This is a genomic window from Streptomyces sp. NPDC016851, assembly GCF_055562795.1.
Genome location: NZ_JBVHEP010000012.1, coordinates 235,999 through 252,018 on the forward strand (window position 1 = coordinate 235,999; position 16,020 = coordinate 252,018).

Here is a 16,020-nt window from a genome sequence, read left to right on the forward strand (position 1 = left end):
GCGGGCGGCTCAGTCCGCGATGGGCAGGTACACGCGGTTCCCGCTCGCCGCGAACTCCTTGGACTTCTGCGCCATGCCGTCCTCGATCTCGGCCTGAGTGCCGCCGTGTTCACGACGGATGTCGTGCGAGATCTTCATGCTGCAGAACTTGGGACCGCACATCGAGCAGAAGTGAGCCGTCTTGGCGGGCTCCGCCGGCAGGGTCTCGTCGTGGAACTCCCGTGCCGTGTCCGGGTCGAGGGCGAGGTTGAACTGGTCCTCCCACCGGAACTCGAAGCGGGCGTCGGACAGCGCGTCGTCCCACTCCTGGGCGCCCGGGTGTCCCTTGGCCAGATCCGCTGCGTGGGCGGCGATCTTGTAGGTGATGACGCCGGTCTTGACGTCGTCACGGTTCGGCAGGCCCAGGTGCTCCTTGGGCGTGACGTAACACAGCATCGCCGTGCCCCACCAGGCGATCATCGCGGCGCCGATGCCGGAGGTGATGTGGTCATACGCCGGCGCGACGTCCGTGGTCAGCGGGCCGAGCGTATAGAACGGAGCTTCATCGCAGATCTCCTGCTGAAGGTCGATGTTCTCCTTGATCTTGTGCATCGGGACATGGCCCGGGCCTTCGATCATGGTCTGTACGTGGAAACGCTTCGCGATCCGGTTGAGTTCCCCGAGGGTCCGCAGTTCCGCGAACTGCGCCTCGTCGTTGGCATCCGCGATCGACCCGGGCCTGAGGCCGTCGCCGAGCGAGTACGTGACGTCGTACGCGGCGAGGATCTCGCAGAGTTCCTCGAAGTTCTCGTACAGGAACGACTCCTTGTGGTGCGCCAGGCACCAGGCCGCCATGATCGAGCCGCCGCGCGAGACGATGCCGGTCTTCCGGTTCGCCGTCAGCGGCACATACGGCAGGCGCACGCCCGCGTGGACCGTCATGTAGTCCACGCCCTGCTCGGCCTGTTCGATGACCGTGTCCTTGTAGATCTCCCAGGTCAGCTCCTCGGCCCGGCCGTCGACCTTCTCCAGGGCCTGGTAGAGCGGCACGGTGCCGATGGGCACGGGGGAGTTGCGCAGCACCCACTCACGCGTGGTGTGGATGTTGCGGCCGGTGGACAGGTCCATGACCGTGTCGGCGCCCCAGCGGGTCGCCCAGGTCATCTTCTCGACCTCCTCCTCGATGGAGGACGTCACCGCCGAGTTGCCGATGTTGGCGTTGACCTTCACCAGGAACCGCTTGCCGATGATCATCGGCTCGATCTCCGGGTGGTTGACGTTGGCCGGCAGTACCGCCCGGCCCGCCGCGATCTCGTCGCGGACCACCTCGGGCGAGACGTTCTCCCGGATGGCCACGTACTCCATCTCGGGCGTGATCTCGCCGCGGCGGGCGTACGCGAGTTGCGTGACCGCCTTACCGTCCTTGCTGCGGCGCGGCTGACGCGGCCGGCCGGGGAAGACGGCGTCGAGGTTGCGCAGGCCGCCGCGCGGCGACGTGTGCTTGATGCCGTCGTCCTCCGGACGAACGGGCCGGCCCGCGTACTCCTCGGTGTCGCCACGGGCGATGATCCAGTTCTCGCGCAGCGGCGACAGGCCCCTGCGAACGTCGGTGTCGACGAGCGAATCGGTGTACGGGCCCGACGTGTCGTACAGGGTGACCGACTGCCCGTTGGTGAGATGCACCTGACGGACCGGCACCCGCAGGTCGGGGCGGCTGCCCTCGACGTACGCCTTGTGCCAGCCGATGGACTTCCCGGCCTCCTCGGACTGTGCGTCCTGAACGGAGGCAGGCGTGCGTGCGTCCTTGTTGGTCATGAGACCTACTCCCTACGCCGGCATTACCCGGTAACAGGTTCGGCGGTCGACGCAGCGGCTTCCGTCTGCCGACGTTCCGTGTGAAACATCACTCGACTTCGGTGATGTTTCATGTGAAACATCGCTGGGACGGAGGTCAGCGCCCTCTCAGCCCGGTGCTCCGAGCTCCCGCGTGTACAAAAGGTGCCACCACGCTAGCGGCAATTCTGGCGCGGTGAACAGAGGGCCCCCCTCGTTCTTGCGATGATCGGTCGGTGACCACGACGCAGCGTCCTCCTTACCCACCGCCCGAACCGCCCCGCGGGTCCGGCGCCGGCAACGGCAACGGCCGTGGGCGCGAGCACGATTTCGCCGCCGGGGGCGGGCTCGGTCCTGCCCGCGGACAGACGCACGGGCACCGGCCCGGTCCGGGGAACGGACAGGGCGGCGGTCCGGCCGGTCCGGCCTCTTCGTACGGCTCCGGCTCCGGAGGCTGGCAACCTACCGGCTCCGGTTCCGGTTCCGGTTCCGGGGAAGGTGACGGGCACAGCGGAGCCGACGGGTACGGGCGCGGCGGAGGCGACAGGCCCGACGGACGCGATGGGTACGGCGACGGACACGGTCCCGGCGGAGGCCACAGGCACGGCGGTGGCGACGGGCACGGCGGTGGCGGCGACGGGCACGGTCACGGAAACGGGCCCGGCTCCGAGCCGGGCGGCGGGCACGGGCACAGTCACAACCACGGTCCTGCCACGCCCGTCTCGATGCACCTGCGCAAGGTCATCGCGGCGGTCCTGATCCCGTTCGCGGCCGCCGTGCTGGTCGGTCTCGCCGTGCTGTGGCCGGGCGGCGCCCCGCCGCACGAGCGCACCGGCGTCGGCTTCGACCGGCAGACGCAGGAGGGCTCGGTCACCAAGGTCGTGGCGGTGAGCTGCAAGGAGGCCGGCGCCTCGGGTGTCCCGCCGACCGGCGACACCTCCACCGCCGAGGGTTCCTCCGCGGTGCAGCAGGAGAACGGCACCTGCAAGCGGGCGACGATCCGCGTCGACAGCGGCAAGGACAAGGGCCGTACCTTCACCGAGATCGTCCAGCCGGACCAGTCCCGCCAGCTGGAAGAGGGCCAGGAGGTCGTGGTCGCCTACGAGCCCTCCGCGCCGAAGGACCTCCAGTACTCGGTCACGGACATCAACCGCCGCCTGCCCATGGCGCTGCTCGCCGGCATCTTCGCCCTGGCCGTCGTGGTCGTCGGGCGGCTGCGCGGTGTCATGGCCCTGGTCGCGCTGGCCATCAGCTTCATGGTGCTGAACCTCTTCATCCTGCCCGCGATCCTTCAGGGTTCGAACCCGCTGCTCGTGGCGGTGGTGGGCGCGAGCGCCATCATGCTCATCGCCCTGTATCTGTGTCACGGCCTGTCCGCCCGGACCTCCGTGGCGGTGCTCGGCACCCTCGTCTCGCTGCTGCTGATCGGCGTTCTGGGCTCGCTGTTCATCGACTGGGCCGCGCTCACCGGCAACACCGACGACAACACCGGTCTGATCCACGGCCTCTACCCGACGATCGACATGAGCGGTCTGCTGCTCGCCGGCGTCATCATCGGATCGCTCGGTGTGCTCGACGACGTGACGGTCACGCAGACGTCGGCGGTCTGGGAGCTGCACGATGCCAACCCGACCATGGGCTGGCGTGGCCTCTACCGCGCGGGGATCCGGATCGGCCGCGACCACATCGCCTCGGTCGTCAACACCCTGGTCCTCGCGTACGCGGGTGCCGCGCTGCCGCTGCTCCTGCTGTTCTCCATCGCGCAGAGCGGTGTCGGGACGGTCGCCAACAGCGAACTGGTCGCGGAGGAGATCGTGCGCACGCTGGTCGGTTCGATCGGCCTGGTGGCCTCGGTGCCGGTCACCACGGCCCTGGCCGCGCTGGTGGTCTCGGCCGACCGCCCGGGAGCGCAGCCCGCTGCGGAGGCCGTCCCGGTCCCGGCACGCGGAGGGAAGGGCCGGCGCCGCAAGCGCTGACGGCTCGTGAACGGTGAAGCCGGCTGTCCCGTCGAACGGAGAAGCGTTCCTGCACAGTTCGGCGGCATCCGGTGAAGCGTTACTCCACCTGTGCCGCCCGACGGGTGTCTCAGCCGGCGCCCTGTTCCGCCAGGATGCGGTCCAGAGCCTCGTCGAGATGGGCGTCGAAGTCCGCGAGCGAGCCCTCCTGGCCCAGCGGCACCAGCTTGTCGGTGCGGTCGAGGAAGGCGACCAGCGGTGCCGTCGAGGACCGGAACAGCGCCTGGTCGCTGCCCACCTGAAGCCGGATCAGCACCTCGCCCAGCGAGTCCGGTTCGACGGGCGTGACCCGCACATCGCCCTCCCCACACGGCCGGCCGACACCGTCGATCAGCAACTCCCGGCCGAAAGCCCAGGTCACCGGGGCATCACCGGGCAAGTGGAAGGTCAGCCTGACGGCATAGGGATCACTGGTCTCATAGCGCAGCTCCACCGGAATGCGGAAGGAGAGCTCCTCGGACACGAGAAAGCTCATCATGACCTCTGCCTGTACGGACTCGCGCATCGCTAACCCCGTCATTCGCCGTGGACTGGCCGGGAACGAACCTCTGACACTTGATGGAATCTTGCTGAACGTACACAGCAGATCACAAGGAGTGAGTTTTCACATACTGATAGAGAGCGCGAGCGAGCCCAGCAGACTCCCGATCTCGCTCTGCAACTGCCGGGCCGCCGGGAGCAGCCGGTGCTCCTGGTGGGCGGGCAGGGAGATGGCCATCGTCGCCGCCGTCGTACCGAGGGTGAGCGGGATCGCCGCGCAGACGGCGCCCAGGGCGTACTCCTGGCGCTCGGTCACGGGTTCCATCCGCCGTACCCGCTCCAGACGGCGCAGCAGGCTGTGGTTGTCCCGCACGGTGTACGGCGTGAGGGCCTGTACCGGATAGCGGTCGAGGTGGTCCCGGCGGGCCTCCTCGTCCAGCTGGGACAGCAGACACTGCCCGATGGCGTGCGCGTGCCCGGTCTCCCGGAAGTCGGCCCATTCCTCGACGGCGGGATTGCCCGGGGTGTCGGAGACGCACATGACCTCGATCTCGCCCTCGCGGTACACCGCGTAGTACACCGGAACGCCGAGCACGTCCCGCCAGTGCGCGAGCGCGTCGACGACCGTGCTGCGACGTTTCTGCCGGGCCCCGCTGCTGCTCAGCCGCTCGGCGGCCTCACCGAGGAAGAACAGGCCCTTGTCCCGGTGCAGATAGCCCTCGTGCACGAGGGTGCGCAGCAGGTGGTAGGTCGTGGGCAGCGCCAGCCCGGTCTCCCGGGCCAGTTGCTTGGCGGGGGCGCCGTATTCGTGCGCGGCGACGGTCTCCAGCAGGCGCATCGCGCGCTGCACGGACCCGATGAGGGTCGCCGGAGGGGGTGGCGGGACGGGAGGTGGTTGCTCGGAGGGGGGCGCCGAGCGGGGTTGCGCGGGGACGGTGCGCAGGTGGACAGATGCGGTGTCAGCCGGGGCCAAGGGTCACTCCCGAAGCGCGATGGGGCAGACCGTGCCGATGGACACGGGTGGGGGTGTGCCGCTCACGGGGGATGTCCCCGCGTCGAGTTCCGGACTCTATTCGTCTGCCACCGCATGCAGACGGCCCGGAACGGAAACTTCCCCCGGCCGAGGGAACCGGTCACTCCGGGTGTTTCCCGCTACCCCCACCGGTTTCCCACCGGTCTCACCAGTCGCTGCGCGACGAGGAACTCGACGTGAACTTCCGTACGACGTAGATCAGTCCGCCGATCAGTGCCACGAAGACCAGCACCTTGAAGAGCAGTCCGATGACGAACCCGACCACGCTGGCGATCAGCCCGCCGAACACGACCAGGGCAATGACCGGCACCGCGATCCACTTCACCCACCACGGCAGTCCCATGAAGATCTCTCGCATCGCCCTCGTCCTTGCCTCTCCACCCGTTCGAGTGCCGGGCCCTGTCGGTCTCTTCTGGATCTCTTGACGTCCTGCACTCGATGCTAGGTCCGGGAGGGGGCCCTGCGGGGGCCTCGGACCCCTTGTCCTCCCCTGACCGATCCCCTAGGGAACCCCGAGAGGGCTCGTCAGCTCTCGGGGGGAGAGAAGACCACGAGCACCCTCAAGTCCTCGGTGATGTGGTGGAACTTGTGCGCGACACCGGCAGGTACGTAGATCACGCTGCCGCGCGCCACCTGCGTCGTCTCCAGCCCGACCGTGATCGCGGCACGGCCGCTCACAACGAAGTAGACCTCGTCCTGATTGTGCGGCTTCTGTGGATCCTGGTCGCCCGCGTCGAGGGCGTACAGGCCGACCGACATGTTCTGCTCCCGCAGAAACTGCAGGTAAGCGCCCTCGTTGGCGGCGCGCTCCGCCTCCAGTTCATCCAGCCGGAATGCCTTCATCGTTTCGTCCGCCCCTGCCTCGTGTCCCCATGTCCGACCAGGTCTGCCACGATCAGACACATGATGAATTTTGTAGTCAAGACGATCGCCAACGCGGGTGCCCTGGCGGTCGCCGTATGGCTGCTCGACAAGATCACCCTGACCGGTGACAGCACGGGCAAGAAGGCCGGCACCCTGATTATCGTCGCGCTGATCTTCGGCCTGGTGAACTTCCTGGTCAAGCCGGTCGTCAAGCTCCTCAGCCTCCCGCTGCTGATCCTGACGCTGGGCCTGTTCACCCTGGTCGTCAACGCGCTGATGCTGCTGCTCACCTCGTGGCTGGCCGACAAGCTCGACCTCAGCTTCCACGTCGAGGGCTTCTGGACGGCCGTCCTGGGCGCCCTGATCATCTCTGTCGTCTCCTGGGCGCTGCACGTCGTCCTGCCCGACAAGGACTGAACGCGCATGACCTACCGCGTCTGCTTCGTCTGCACGGGCAACATCTGCCGTTCCCCGATGGCCGAGATCGTCTTCCGCGCGCACGTGGCGGAAGCCGGTCTCGACGGGCTGGTCGAGGTCGACAGCGCCGGCACGGGCGGCTGGCACGAGGGCGACGGCGCCGACCCCCGCACGGTGGCCGTCCTCGAGGCGAACGACTACACCACCAGCCACACGGCCCGGCAGTTCCAGCCGTCGTGGTTCTCCCGCCTCGATCTCGTCGTCGCCCTCGACTCCGGCCACCTCAGGGCGCTGCGCCGCCTCGCGCCCACGGAGCAGGACGCGCAGAAGGTGCGTCTGCTGCGTTCGTACGACCCCGCGGCCGGCGACGACCTCGACGTACCGGATCCCTACTACGGGGGCGCCGAGGGCTTCGAGGAGTGCCTTGAGATGGTGGAGGCGGCGAGCGCCGGTCTGCTCGCCGCGGTGCGTGAGGACGTGGAGGGACAGGCGGCATGAGCGAATCCGCGACGGGCGACGGCACGCGCGCGGTGCGGGCCGGGCTTCCCGCGCCGGCCAAGTACGAGCCGACCCTGCCCGGACCTGTCTTCGCCGCCCACTACCACCTGCCGGGCGAGCCCACCGGCCCCTACACCTACGGCCGCGACGAGAACCCGACCTGGACGCTGCTGGAGCGGGCCGTCGGCGAGCTGGAGGCGCCCGGCCAGGACGGCGTCGAGACGCTCGTTTTCGCCTCCGGCATGGCCGCGACCTCGGCGGTGCTCTTCTCCCAGCTGCGCGCCGGGGACGTGTGCGTCCTGCCCGACGACGGCTACCAGGCGCTGCCCCTGGTACGCACCCAGCTGGAGGCGTACGGCATCGAGGTGCGCACCGCGCCCACCCGTGACGACGCCCAGCTCGACGTCCTCGATGGTGCGAAGCTGCTGTGGATCGAGACGCCGTCGAACCCCGGCCTCGACGTGTGCGACATCAGGCGGCTCGCGGAGGCGGCACACGCGCGTGGCGCCCTGGTGGCGGTGGACAACACCCTGGCGACACCGCTCGGCCAGCGCCCCCTGGAGCTAGGCGCCGACTTCGCGGTGGCCAGCGGCACCAAGCAGCTCACCGGGCACGGCGACATCCTCCTGGGCTACGTCGTCGGCCGGAACGCCGAGGCGATGACCGCCGTGCGCCGCTGGCGCAAGATCGTCGGTGCGATTCCCGGGCCGATGGAGGCCTGGCTGGCGCACCGCTCCATCGCGACGCTCCAGATGCGCGTCGACCGGCAAAGCACGACGGCCCTGGCGGTCGCCGAGGCACTGCGCGAGCGGCCCGAGGTGACCGGGCTGCGCTACCCCGGACTTCCCGGCGATCCCGCCCACAAGATCGCCGCGCGGCAGATGCGGCGCTACGGCTGCGTGGTGTCGTTCACGCTGCCCACGCGCGCCCGTGCCGACCGTTTCCTCGACGCCCTGCGGCTCGTGGACGACGCGACGAGCTTCGGCGGAGTGCGGTCCACGGCCGAACGGCGCGGACGCTGGGGCGGCGACGCGGTGCCGGAGGGCTTCATCCGCCTCTCGGTCGGCGCCGAGGATCCGCAGGACCTGGTGGCCGATGTGCTGCGCGCGCTGGACGCGTCGGCAGCCTGACATCCCCCACGGACGGTCCGAGCCTCCCCCCTCGTGGCTCGGACCGTCCCCCGGTTCCGCGCGCAAGAACCGCGCGACCAAGGCTAGTTGACTCTCTGTCAGTGTCCAATCACAGTAGCGACAGAGACCTATCGACTTATTTATAGTTGGCGCGGCCGGGGGGCTGGAGCGGGGCCGAAGAGGGGAGACTGCGCGGTGGATCTGGCCTTGCTGCGGACCTTCGTGACCGTGCACCGGGCCGGCTCCTTCACTCGCGCCGCCGCACTGCTCGGCCTCTCCCAGCCGGCCGTCACCTCGCAGATCCGCACGCTGGAACGGCAGCTGGGCCGCCCCCTGTTCCTGCGGCAGGCCCGCGGCGTGACCCCGACCAGCATCGGTGACGAACTCGCCCACAAGGCGGCCCCGCATCTCGACGCCTTGGTGGAGATAGCCGAGACCGGCCTCGACGACGACTCCTCCTTACGGACGTTGCACCTCGCCGGACCCCCGGAGTTCATCGCCGAACGAGCCCTGCCCGCCCTCACGGAGCTGACCGGAGAGGACGGCCAGGGCTTCGCTCTGCGCGCCTCCTTCGGGAACGCCGAGGAAACGCTGGAAGGGCTTTCCGCCGGGCATCACGATCTGGCCATCAGCACGGCCCGGCCGCGCGGCGCCCTGCTCACGGCGACTGCGCTCTGCGACGAGGAGCACGTCCTGGTCGCCGCCCCGCGCTGGGCCGAGCAGATCGGCGCCGGGCAGCCGGACCGCAAGCCGGAACCGGCCCTGGAGCAGGTGCCTGTGGTGGAGGTGCACGAGTCGCTGCCCTTCGTGTCCCGCTACTGGGCCTCCGTCTTCGACTCGCGTCCGGCCGCCCCGGGCACCGTCGTCGTCCCCGACCTGCGTGCGGTTCTGGCGTGTGCGGTCGCGGGCGCGGGCCTGGCCGTGCTGCCGCGCTATCTGTGCGCGGCCACGATGGAGCGGGGTGACGTCGTCGCCCTGCACGAGCCGGCGGTGCCGCCGCTGCGCACGTACTTCCTGGTGGTGCGCACCGGGACGCTCGCGATGCCTCATATCGCGCGGGCCCACGAGTGGTTGCAGCGGGCGGCGGCGGACTGGTGCTGAGGAGGCGCCCGAGGGCGGGTACCGGGTCGCGGGGGCGCGCAGGTCGGCTGCCTGGACAGGGCCTCACTCTGAGAGCCCGGCCGGTGACTTTTCGCGATGTTTCACGTGGAACCAGCCGGGCCACATTTCACCCATGACCGTCCGACCCGTGGTCAAGCGCACCGCCCGTGCCGTTCTGCTGGACGGGGACGACCTGATCCTGATCAAGCGCACCAAACCGGGCATGGATCCCTACTGGCTCACGCCCGGCGGCGGGGTCGAGCCCGACGACTCGACCGTTGTCGACGCCCTGCACCGCGAGGTGTACGAGGAACTCGGCGCGAAGATCACCGACGTGGTGCCCTGCTTCGTGGACACCGTGGAGCACATCGGGGAGGACGGCGGCGCGACCGGTGTGAAGGTGCAGCACTTCTTCGTCTGCCGTCTGGAATCCATGGATCCCGCCCTCCGCCACGGCCCCGAGGTGGACGAACCGGTCGGCGAGTACGAGATCGTGCGGGTGCCCTTCACTCGGGTCGGCATCGCCTCGGTCCATCTCGTTCCGCTGTCGCTGCGGCACTACCTGGACGGCAATATCGAGGGCGTACGTGCCATGCACGCCCCCGATCTGGGCTGACCGGCGGGTTCAGGGCGCGACCGCGACCAGCTCCTCGACGGAGTCGTGCCGTATGCGCTCCGACGGGATGCCGATGTCCCGCAGGGCGTCCACACCGTTGCGGATCATCCCGGGCGGGCCCGAGAGATAGGCGTCGAACTCGTTCCACGGCCCGTAGGCGCGTACCGCGTCCGGAAGCTGCTGGTGTGCCAGCTGGTCGATGATCGCGCGGACCGAGAGCCACGGGTGGCTCTGCTGGAGGCGGAGCATGGTGTCGATGTCGTACAGATCATGGTCGGTGCGGGCCCCGTAGAAGACCTCGACCGGCCGGCGTTCCCCGTGCTCGGCGACGTCCTCGACCAGCGCCTTGATGGGCGCTATGCCCGTGCCGCCGCCCAGACAGAGCAGCCCGCTGTCGGTGGTGTGGTCCACGGTCATGGAACCCGCGGGCGGGCCGAGCCGGACGATGTCACCGGGGCGGGCGCGGTGCACCAGGGCGTTGGAGACCCAGCCGGCCGGGACGGCCTTCACGTGGAACGACAGCAGGCCGTCGGAGCGGGGTGCCGAGGCGAAGGAGTAGTGCCGCCATATCCGGGGCCACCAGGGCGTCTCCAGGCTCGTGTACTGCCCGGCGAGGAAGGGGTAGGGCTGGTCCGGGCGGACGGTGACGACCGCGACGTCCGGGGTCCTGAGGTCGTGCGTGACGATCTCGGCGTACCACCAGGCCGGGGCACGCAGCTCGTCGGCGGCCGCCGCGTCGATCATGATCTGGGAGATCGTCGTGTACGTCCGGACCCAGGCCGCTTCCATCTCCGCGTTCCAGACCCCGGCGGCGTACTTGCTCAGCGCGCCGATCAGGCATTCACCAACGGCCGGGTAGTGCTCGGGCCGCGTCCCGTACTTCCGGTGGCCCCGGCCGAGGTTGCGTAGGTAGTCGACCAGGACATCGGTGTTGTCGATGTGCTCGGCGGCCGTGAGCAGTGCCCTGAGCAGCCGGTCCCGCTGGGTGTCCATCGCGGCCGGGAAGAGCGGGCGCAGGTCGGGGTAGCGGACGAAGAGCAGGGCGTAGAAGTACGAGGTGACCTTGTCGGCCACGGGCGTGACCTCTGTCATGGCGCGGCGAACGAGGATGGCGTCCGGAGAGGCTTGTCCGGCCGGGGCGGAAGCGTCCGGCCCCGGGGGCGACATCGATGCGGGCCGCTGGGCGGGGACGCGCGGCTCGGCGGGAGGAGCCGCGGCGGAGGCGAAGGGCGCCGGAGGCGGTGTTCCCGTCGCGGGCGCGGGTCGTGGCGACGAGGCCTCGGGAGAGGGGGCGGAGTGCTGTGCCGTGGGAGCGGGGCCGGGTATCGCGTCCGGGGATTCGCGTTCCTGGTCCGGCACACCGGTCCTCGCACCGTCTGTCGCCGAGGCGGGCGGGGCCGCCGTGCCGTCCGCCGGTGCTCCCGGGGCGGCCGTCTGCCGGCCCACCGGGCGTATCACCGCCGGGCGACGGCCGTCCGGCGTGCCGGAGTCGCCGTCTGGCGTCCCGGGCTCGTTGTCCGGCGTTCCGGTCTCGTTGCCCGGCGTCGTCGTCGGCTTGTTGCGGGGCGTGAACCAGTCGCCCCCGCCGCCAGAAGTGCCGTTGTCGGCCGACGTGGTGGTCGGAGCGTCCATGGTGTGCCTCGCCTCGAACATCTTTCGGTCGGTCTGCGCACTTCCCCAGTCGGAAGGTGCCTGCTTTCCCCCGTGGACGGACGGCGTTCCCATCCGGTGTCGCGGCCAATGCGGCCACATTCAACCCGTGTTCCGGCTCTGTACGGACAAGTAAGGCAAGAGTGTGACATTGGCCGCAGTGCTCTCCCTGAGCTTCCTACCCGCCTGGGCGGCTCAGTCGCATAACCGGAAACGTGGGTTTTCGATCTCTCCGTCCCGTTAGGCTGCATTGCCCTGTACGCGGCCCACGCAGAACGGGTCAGCCGCCCCGGATGTGAACCGGAGTCGACCCTACCGGCCACCGCTGTGCACACAAGTCCCCCCTTGCCCCGTCACGAATGAGGGCACGGCGCGAATCATCAGCGCGGTCAACCACCGTGCGACGCGCCTGTGTTTCACGTGAAACGTCCGGCGTCTGTCCGCATTCTGTGCAGGGGGCTACAACTGGCCAAAAGCTCGCGTGTGTCTGTGGAAAGAGGTGGACGTCAGGGGCTCCGGTCGGACAGCCTGACCTGCGTGCCGACTCCTTCCCTTGACTCTCTGCCCATCCGCCGTCTGACGCTCCGCGATCTCGCCGCCTGCGCCGACTTGTCCGAGGACCGGGGGTGGCAACGTGAGGAGCACAAGTGGGGCTTCCTCCTCACGGCCGGGAGGGGCTACGGCATCGACGACCCCGACGGCGGCCTCGTGAGCGCCTGTGTCGTCACCGAGTACGGACCGCAGGAGCGCCCCGCCCTCGCGGCGATCGGCATGGTCCTCGTCGCCGAACGGCATGCCCGGCAGGGCGTGGGGCGCCGGCTGATGCACCACATCGTCTCCGCGATGGGCACCACGCCTCTCACCCTGCATGCGACGCCGTACGGCCGGTCCCTCTACGAGGAACTCGGCTTCAAGGTCACCGGGCGGGCGGAGATGGTGAGCGGGCGTTTCACTCCTGGCGGGCCGCAGCCGGTGGTGGCCACGCGTGCCGCAACCGCCGAGGACCTCTCCGCCATCCTCCGGCTCGACGAGCAGGCGTTCGGGACCGACCGCACCCACATCGTCACCCGACTGCCGGCCTTCGCCGACCAGCTGCGCGTGGCGGAGGAGGACGGGCGGATCACCGGATACGCGGCCGCCTGGCCGAACATGGACACCCATGTCATCGGTCCGCTCATCGCGCGTGACACGTCGGTGGCCCAGGCCCTCATCACCTCCCTCGCCGCCCACACGGACCGTCCTCTGCGCACCGACATCGACGTGCGGCACACGGAACTGCTCGCGTGGGCGAAGGAGCGCGGTCTGGCGTCCGTGGCCTTCAACTCGGTGATGACCTACGGGATCACCGAGCTGCCCGGGGACTGGAGCCGTCGGTTCGCCCCGGTCACGGTCGCGGCGGGCTGAGCCACCCCGGTACGACAGCGCCGGCTCCCCAGGGATCGGGAGCCGGCGTCATTTCGCTGAACGGGCCCGGTCAGGCGAGGGCCTCCAGGGCGGCCGTGGCGAAGGCGTGGTCCTGCTCCGGCGCACCCCCGCCGACACCGATCGCGCCGATCAGCCGACCGTCGCGATGCATCGGTACGCCACCGGCGATGAACAGCAGCGGCCGGTCGAGTGCGGTGGGCAGGGTGTGGAAGAGGCCTCCGGGCTGCACGGCGTCGACGAGGTCGGCGGTGGGCGCGTTCAGCTGCAGAGCCGTGTAGGCCTTGCGGGTGCTGGTCTCGCCGGAGATCAGCACGGCGCGGTCGTCACGCCGGAAGGCGAGCAGATGGCCGCCCGCGTCCAGGACGGTAACGCTGACGGTGACACCTGCGGCCTCGGCGGCACGCTGGGCGGCGGTGACAAGGACGTCGGCGTCCTGAGTGGTCAGTGGGGCGACTGCGGTGGTGGTGCTCATGAGGGTTCTCCTGGAAAACGTGCACAAGGTGCTGGTCCGGGGCGGGGGAAGGCGATGATCCTGGTCGGCCCGGTGGCTCAGTGGTGGACGGCGGTCCGCTGCTCGCTCGGCTCGGATCCCGTGACGACGGTGCTGGGGGCACCCGCGCGGCGTTCCAGGGCGGCGGAGAGGAAGGCCAGGGCCAGGGCTCCCGCTGCCAGGGCGGCGCCGACCCAGTTGGGGGCGGTGTAACCGAAGCCCGCCGCGATCACGAGGCCGCCGAGCCAGGCGGACAGCGCGTTGCCGAGGTTGAAGGCGCCGATGTTCACGGCGGAGGCGAGCGTGGGGGCTCCGTGCGCCTGGTCGAGGACCCGCTTCTGGAGCGGCGGGACGGCGGCGAAGCCCAGGGCGCCGATCAGGGCGATCGTGACGGCCGACAGCAGCTTGTCGTGCGCGGTCAGGGTGAACAGCGCCAGGACGACGGCCAGGGCGCCCAGGGACACGTACAGCATCGGCATCAGGGCGCGGTCGGCGAACTTGCCGCCCACGAGGTTGCCGCCGACCATCCCGAGGCCGAAGAGGACCAGCAGCCAGGTGACGGAGCCCTCGGCGAAGCCCGCGGTGTGGGTCATCATCGGCGCGATGTAGGTGATGGCCGCGAAGACGCCGCCGAAGCCGAGGACGGTCATCGCCATCGCCAGCAGCACCTGCACGTTCTTGAACACGGCGAGCTCGTGCCGGAGGCGCACTCCCTCCGGCTTGGGCACGTCGGGGACGAGCCGGGCGATGCCGGCCAGGCCGACGACACCGAGGGCGGCGACGATGCCGAAGGTCACCCGCCAGCCGACGGACTGCCCGACGAGTGTGCCCAGCGGGACACCGACGACGTTGGCCACGGTCAGGCCGGTGAACATCATCGCGATGGCTCCTGCCTTCTTGTCCGGGGCGACGAGGTCGGCCGCGACGACCGAGCCGATGCCGAAGAAGGCACCGTGGGCCAGCGAGGCGACGATCCGGCCGATCAGCATGACGGCGAAGGCCGGAGCGAGTGCCGAGAGCAGGTTGCCGACGATGAACAGGCCCATGAGCAGCATCAGCATCCGCTTGCGGGAGACCTTGGTGCCCAGCACGGTCATCAGCGGGGCGCCGAACATGACACCGAGCGCGTAGCCGGTCACCAGATACCCGGCGGTGGGAATGGAGACCCCGTAGTCGCCCGCGACCTCGGGCAGCAAGCCCATGATCACGAACTCGGTCGTTCCGATTCCGAAGGCCCCGATCGCGAGGGCCAGAAGCGCGAGAGGCATGGAGAGGTACACCTTCCCAGACGATTGCAGGAGCGCTTTGCGTGCGTCCACAATAATTGCACACGCGGGCTATAGGCAACCGCCGTCAATTGCGGTCCTGCTCTATCCTGGATGTCAGCCGCTCCGGGACGGAGGAAACGCCATGACAGCGACGGACCCCGCGCTCACCGCTCTCGCCCAGAGCTGGTGCGCCCTCTCACTGCTGCACGGGAGGATCGAGGCCCACATCGAGCGCGCCCTGCAGGCCAAACACGACCTGAGCGCGCGCGAGTACTCCCTGCTCGACGTGCTCAGCCGGCAGCACGACGGGGACGGAGGGCATCTCCAGATGAAGCAGGTCGCCGACGCGGTCGTCCTCAGCCAGAGCGCCACCACCCGTCTGGTCACCCGGCTCGAGGACCGCGGGCTCCTGGAGCGCTACCTCTGCCCCACCGACCGCCGGGGCATCTACACGAACGTCACCGAGGCGGGCCTCAAGCTGCTCAAAGAGGCTCGGCCGACCAACGACGCCGCTCTGCGCGAGGCCCTCGACGAGGCGGCGAAGAACCCTGAGCTGGCCCCGCTGGTCCGGGTCGTGGAGACGCTGAAGGCTCCGGTGCCCGCATAAGCCGGCTCCGCCCCAGGCGTCTCTGCGTAGGGTGTGGTCATGGGAGATCTTGAGATACGCCCCGCGACCGCCGACGACGTCCCGGCGATCGTCGCCATGCTCGCGGACGACCCCCTTGGCGCCCAGCGCGAGTCGCCTGACGACCTCACTCCGTATCTGACCGCGCTGGAACGGCTCAGCGCCGACCCCAACCAGCGCCTGGTCGTGGCGGTCCGGGAAGGCCGTGTCGTCGGAACGCTCCAACTCACGATCATTCCCGGGTTGTCCCGGCGCGGCGCGACCAGGTCGGTCATCGAAGGCGTACGCGTCCATGCCGATGAGCGCGGCAGCGGCCTGGGAACACAGCTCATCGAGTGGGCGATCGATGAATCCCGGCGCCAGGGATGCCAGTTGGTCCAGCTGACATCCGACAAGACCCGCACCGACGCCCACCGCTTCTACGAGCGGCTCGGCTTCACGGCATCCCACACGGGCTTCAAGCTCCCGCTGTGACCGCATGCGGGTGGGGGGGGGGGGTGGAGGTGAAAACCCCCCCCCCCCCGCGCACCCCCCCAACACAGGCCCCCCCCCCCCCCGGGGGGCACCCCCCCCCCCCCGGGGGCCCCGCCGCGGAC

The 16,020-nt window shown here is 69.8% G+C and carries 17 protein-coding genes; 9 read left to right on the forward strand and 8 right to left on the reverse strand.

Annotated features, from left to right (window positions below):
* Positions 1–9: 9 nt before the first annotated feature.
* Positions 10–1,794 (reverse strand): phosphomethylpyrimidine synthase ThiC, encoded by a 1,785-nt coding sequence (thiC, locus tag ACZ3I3_RS21415; protein WP_467367279.1) that lies wholly within the window; start codon positions 1,792–1,794, stop codon positions 10–12.
* Positions 1,795–2,048: 254 nt separating this feature from the next.
* On the opposite strand from thiC, the gene ACZ3I3_RS21420 reads away from it, so the two are divergent.
* The gene (locus ACZ3I3_RS21420) at positions 2,049–3,788 is read left to right on the forward strand and encodes a YibE/F family protein (protein WP_467367281.1); all 1,740 of its coding nucleotides are present in this window, start codon (positions 2,049–2,051) and stop codon (positions 3,786–3,788) included.
* Positions 3,789–3,897: 109 nt separating this feature from the next.
* Here ACZ3I3_RS21420 and ACZ3I3_RS21425 read toward each other — a convergent pair whose 3' ends face one another.
* The 4 genes from ACZ3I3_RS21425 to ACZ3I3_RS21440 all read right to left on the reverse strand — a co-directional run bounded on the left by ACZ3I3_RS21425 (position 3,898) and on the right by ACZ3I3_RS21440 (position 6,183).
* Complete coding sequence (locus ACZ3I3_RS21425) at positions 3,898–4,332, reverse strand: SsgA family sporulation/cell division regulator (protein WP_020271172.1); 435 nt, start codon at positions 4,330–4,332, stop codon at positions 3,898–3,900.
* 99 nt (positions 4,333–4,431) lie between these two features.
* Positions 4,432–5,280, reverse strand: a complete 849-nt coding sequence (locus ACZ3I3_RS21430) for an IclR family transcriptional regulator (RefSeq protein ID WP_467367283.1) — start codon at positions 5,278–5,280, stop codon at positions 4,432–4,434.
* A gap of 205 nt (positions 5,281–5,485) precedes the next feature.
* Positions 5,486–5,698, reverse strand: coding sequence for a DUF5326 family protein (locus ACZ3I3_RS21435; protein ID WP_467367285.1), 213 nt, complete (start codon positions 5,696–5,698; stop codon positions 5,486–5,488).
* Positions 5,699–5,865: 167 nt separating this feature from the next.
* Positions 5,866–6,183 (reverse strand): cupin domain-containing protein, encoded by a 318-nt coding sequence (locus tag ACZ3I3_RS21440; RefSeq protein ID WP_010032823.1) that lies wholly within the window; start codon positions 6,181–6,183, stop codon positions 5,866–5,868.
* Positions 6,184–6,243: 60 nt separating this feature from the next.
* Between ACZ3I3_RS21440 and ACZ3I3_RS21445 the strand changes: the two genes are divergently transcribed.
* The 5 genes from ACZ3I3_RS21445 (at position 6,244) to ACZ3I3_RS21465 (ending at position 9,966) form a co-directional block, all read left to right on the forward strand.
* Positions 6,244–6,621: a phage holin family protein gene (locus tag ACZ3I3_RS21445; protein ID WP_467367287.1), complete on the forward strand. Its 378-nt coding sequence runs from the start codon at positions 6,244–6,246 to the stop codon at positions 6,619–6,621.
* Between the two features lie 6 nt (positions 6,622–6,627).
* A complete protein-coding gene (locus tag ACZ3I3_RS21450) occupies positions 6,628–7,119 on the forward strand; it encodes a low molecular weight protein-tyrosine-phosphatase (RefSeq protein WP_467367289.1) in 492 nt (163 codons plus the stop codon).
* A complete protein-coding gene (locus tag ACZ3I3_RS21455; RefSeq protein WP_467367291.1) occupies positions 7,116–8,249 on the forward strand; it encodes a cystathionine gamma-lyase in 1,134 nt (377 codons plus the stop codon). Before ACZ3I3_RS21450 ends, ACZ3I3_RS21455 begins: the two co-directional genes overlap by 4 nt.
* A gap of 195 nt (positions 8,250–8,444) precedes the next feature.
* Positions 8,445–9,350, forward strand: coding sequence for a LysR family transcriptional regulator (locus ACZ3I3_RS21460; RefSeq protein ID WP_467367293.1), 906 nt, complete (start codon positions 8,445–8,447; stop codon positions 9,348–9,350).
* A gap of 133 nt (positions 9,351–9,483) precedes the next feature.
* A complete protein-coding gene (locus ACZ3I3_RS21465; RefSeq protein WP_467367295.1) occupies positions 9,484–9,966 on the forward strand; it encodes an NUDIX domain-containing protein in 483 nt (160 codons plus the stop codon).
* A gap of 9 nt (positions 9,967–9,975) precedes the next feature.
* Here ACZ3I3_RS21465 and ACZ3I3_RS21470 read toward each other — a convergent pair whose 3' ends face one another.
* The gene (locus ACZ3I3_RS21470; protein WP_467367297.1) at positions 9,976–11,619 is read right to left on the reverse strand and encodes a globin domain-containing protein; all 1,644 of its coding nucleotides are present in this window, start codon (positions 11,617–11,619) and stop codon (positions 9,976–9,978) included.
* Positions 11,620–12,153: 534 nt separating this feature from the next.
* On the opposite strand from ACZ3I3_RS21470, the gene ACZ3I3_RS21475 reads away from it, so the two are divergent.
* Positions 12,154–13,020 carry a GNAT family N-acetyltransferase gene (locus tag ACZ3I3_RS21475; protein WP_467367299.1) on the forward strand — a complete coding sequence of 289 codons (867 nt, stop codon included), beginning with the start codon at positions 12,154–12,156 and terminating at the stop codon, positions 13,018–13,020.
* Between the two features lie 70 nt (positions 13,021–13,090).
* Here ACZ3I3_RS21475 and ACZ3I3_RS21480 read toward each other — a convergent pair whose 3' ends face one another.
* Positions 13,091–13,513 (reverse strand): GlcG/HbpS family heme-binding protein, encoded by a 423-nt coding sequence (locus ACZ3I3_RS21480; RefSeq protein WP_467367301.1) that lies wholly within the window; start codon positions 13,511–13,513, stop codon positions 13,091–13,093.
* A gap of 77 nt (positions 13,514–13,590) precedes the next feature.
* Entirely contained in the window at positions 13,591–14,799 is a 1,209-nt protein-coding gene (locus tag ACZ3I3_RS21485) for an MFS transporter (protein WP_467367302.1), read from the reverse strand.
* Between the two features lie 142 nt (positions 14,800–14,941).
* Here ACZ3I3_RS21485 and ACZ3I3_RS21490 point away from each other — a divergent pair, with 142 nt between their 5' ends.
* Positions 14,942–15,406: a MarR family winged helix-turn-helix transcriptional regulator gene (locus tag ACZ3I3_RS21490; RefSeq protein ID WP_467367304.1), complete on the forward strand. Its 465-nt coding sequence runs from the start codon at positions 14,942–14,944 to the stop codon at positions 15,404–15,406.
* Positions 15,407–15,445: 39 nt separating this feature from the next.
* Complete coding sequence (locus tag ACZ3I3_RS21495; protein WP_467367306.1) at positions 15,446–15,898, forward strand: GNAT family N-acetyltransferase; 453 nt, start codon at positions 15,446–15,448, stop codon at positions 15,896–15,898.
* The last annotated feature ends 122 nt before the right edge of the window (positions 15,899–16,020 follow it).

What these genes read in the sequence shown, in the direction of transcription:
- ACZ3I3_RS21495 (WP_467367306.1), top strand. Translation starts at nt 15,446, where the DNA reads ATGGGAGATCTTGAGATACGCCCCGCGACCGCCGACGACGTCCCGGCG.
- ACZ3I3_RS21445 (WP_467367287.1), top strand. Translation starts at nt 6,244, where the DNA reads ATGATGAATTTTGTAGTCAAGACGATCGCCAACGCGGGTGCCCTGGCG.
- ACZ3I3_RS21465 (WP_467367295.1), top strand. Translation starts at nt 9,484, where the DNA reads ATGACCGTCCGACCCGTGGTCAAGCGCACCGCCCGTGCCGTTCTGCTG.
- ACZ3I3_RS21470 (WP_467367297.1), bottom strand. Translation starts at nt 11,619, where the DNA reads ATGTTCGAGGCGAGGCACACCATGGACGCTCCGACCACCACGTCGGCC.
- thiC (WP_467367279.1), bottom strand. Translation starts at nt 1,794, where the DNA reads ATGACCAACAAGGACGCACGCACGCCTGCCTCCGTTCAGGACGCACAG.
- ACZ3I3_RS21455 (WP_467367291.1), top strand. Translation starts at nt 7,116, where the DNA reads ATGAGCGAATCCGCGACGGGCGACGGCACGCGCGCGGTGCGGGCCGGG.
- ACZ3I3_RS21450 (WP_467367289.1), top strand. Translation starts at nt 6,628, where the DNA reads ATGACCTACCGCGTCTGCTTCGTCTGCACGGGCAACATCTGCCGTTCC.
- ACZ3I3_RS21425 (WP_020271172.1), bottom strand. Translation starts at nt 4,332, where the DNA reads ATGCGCGAGTCCGTACAGGCAGAGGTCATGATGAGCTTTCTCGTGTCC.
- ACZ3I3_RS21440 (WP_010032823.1), bottom strand. Translation starts at nt 6,183, where the DNA reads ATGAAGGCATTCCGGCTGGATGAACTGGAGGCGGAGCGCGCCGCCAAC.
- ACZ3I3_RS21485 (WP_467367302.1), bottom strand. Translation starts at nt 14,799, where the DNA reads ATGCCTCTCGCGCTTCTGGCCCTCGCGATCGGGGCCTTCGGAATCGGA.
- ACZ3I3_RS21480 (WP_467367301.1), bottom strand. Translation starts at nt 13,513, where the DNA reads ATGAGCACCACCACCGCAGTCGCCCCACTGACCACTCAGGACGCCGAC.
- ACZ3I3_RS21490 (WP_467367304.1), top strand. Translation starts at nt 14,942, where the DNA reads ATGACAGCGACGGACCCCGCGCTCACCGCTCTCGCCCAGAGCTGGTGC.
- ACZ3I3_RS21435 (WP_467367285.1), bottom strand. Translation starts at nt 5,698, where the DNA reads ATGCGAGAGATCTTCATGGGACTGCCGTGGTGGGTGAAGTGGATCGCG.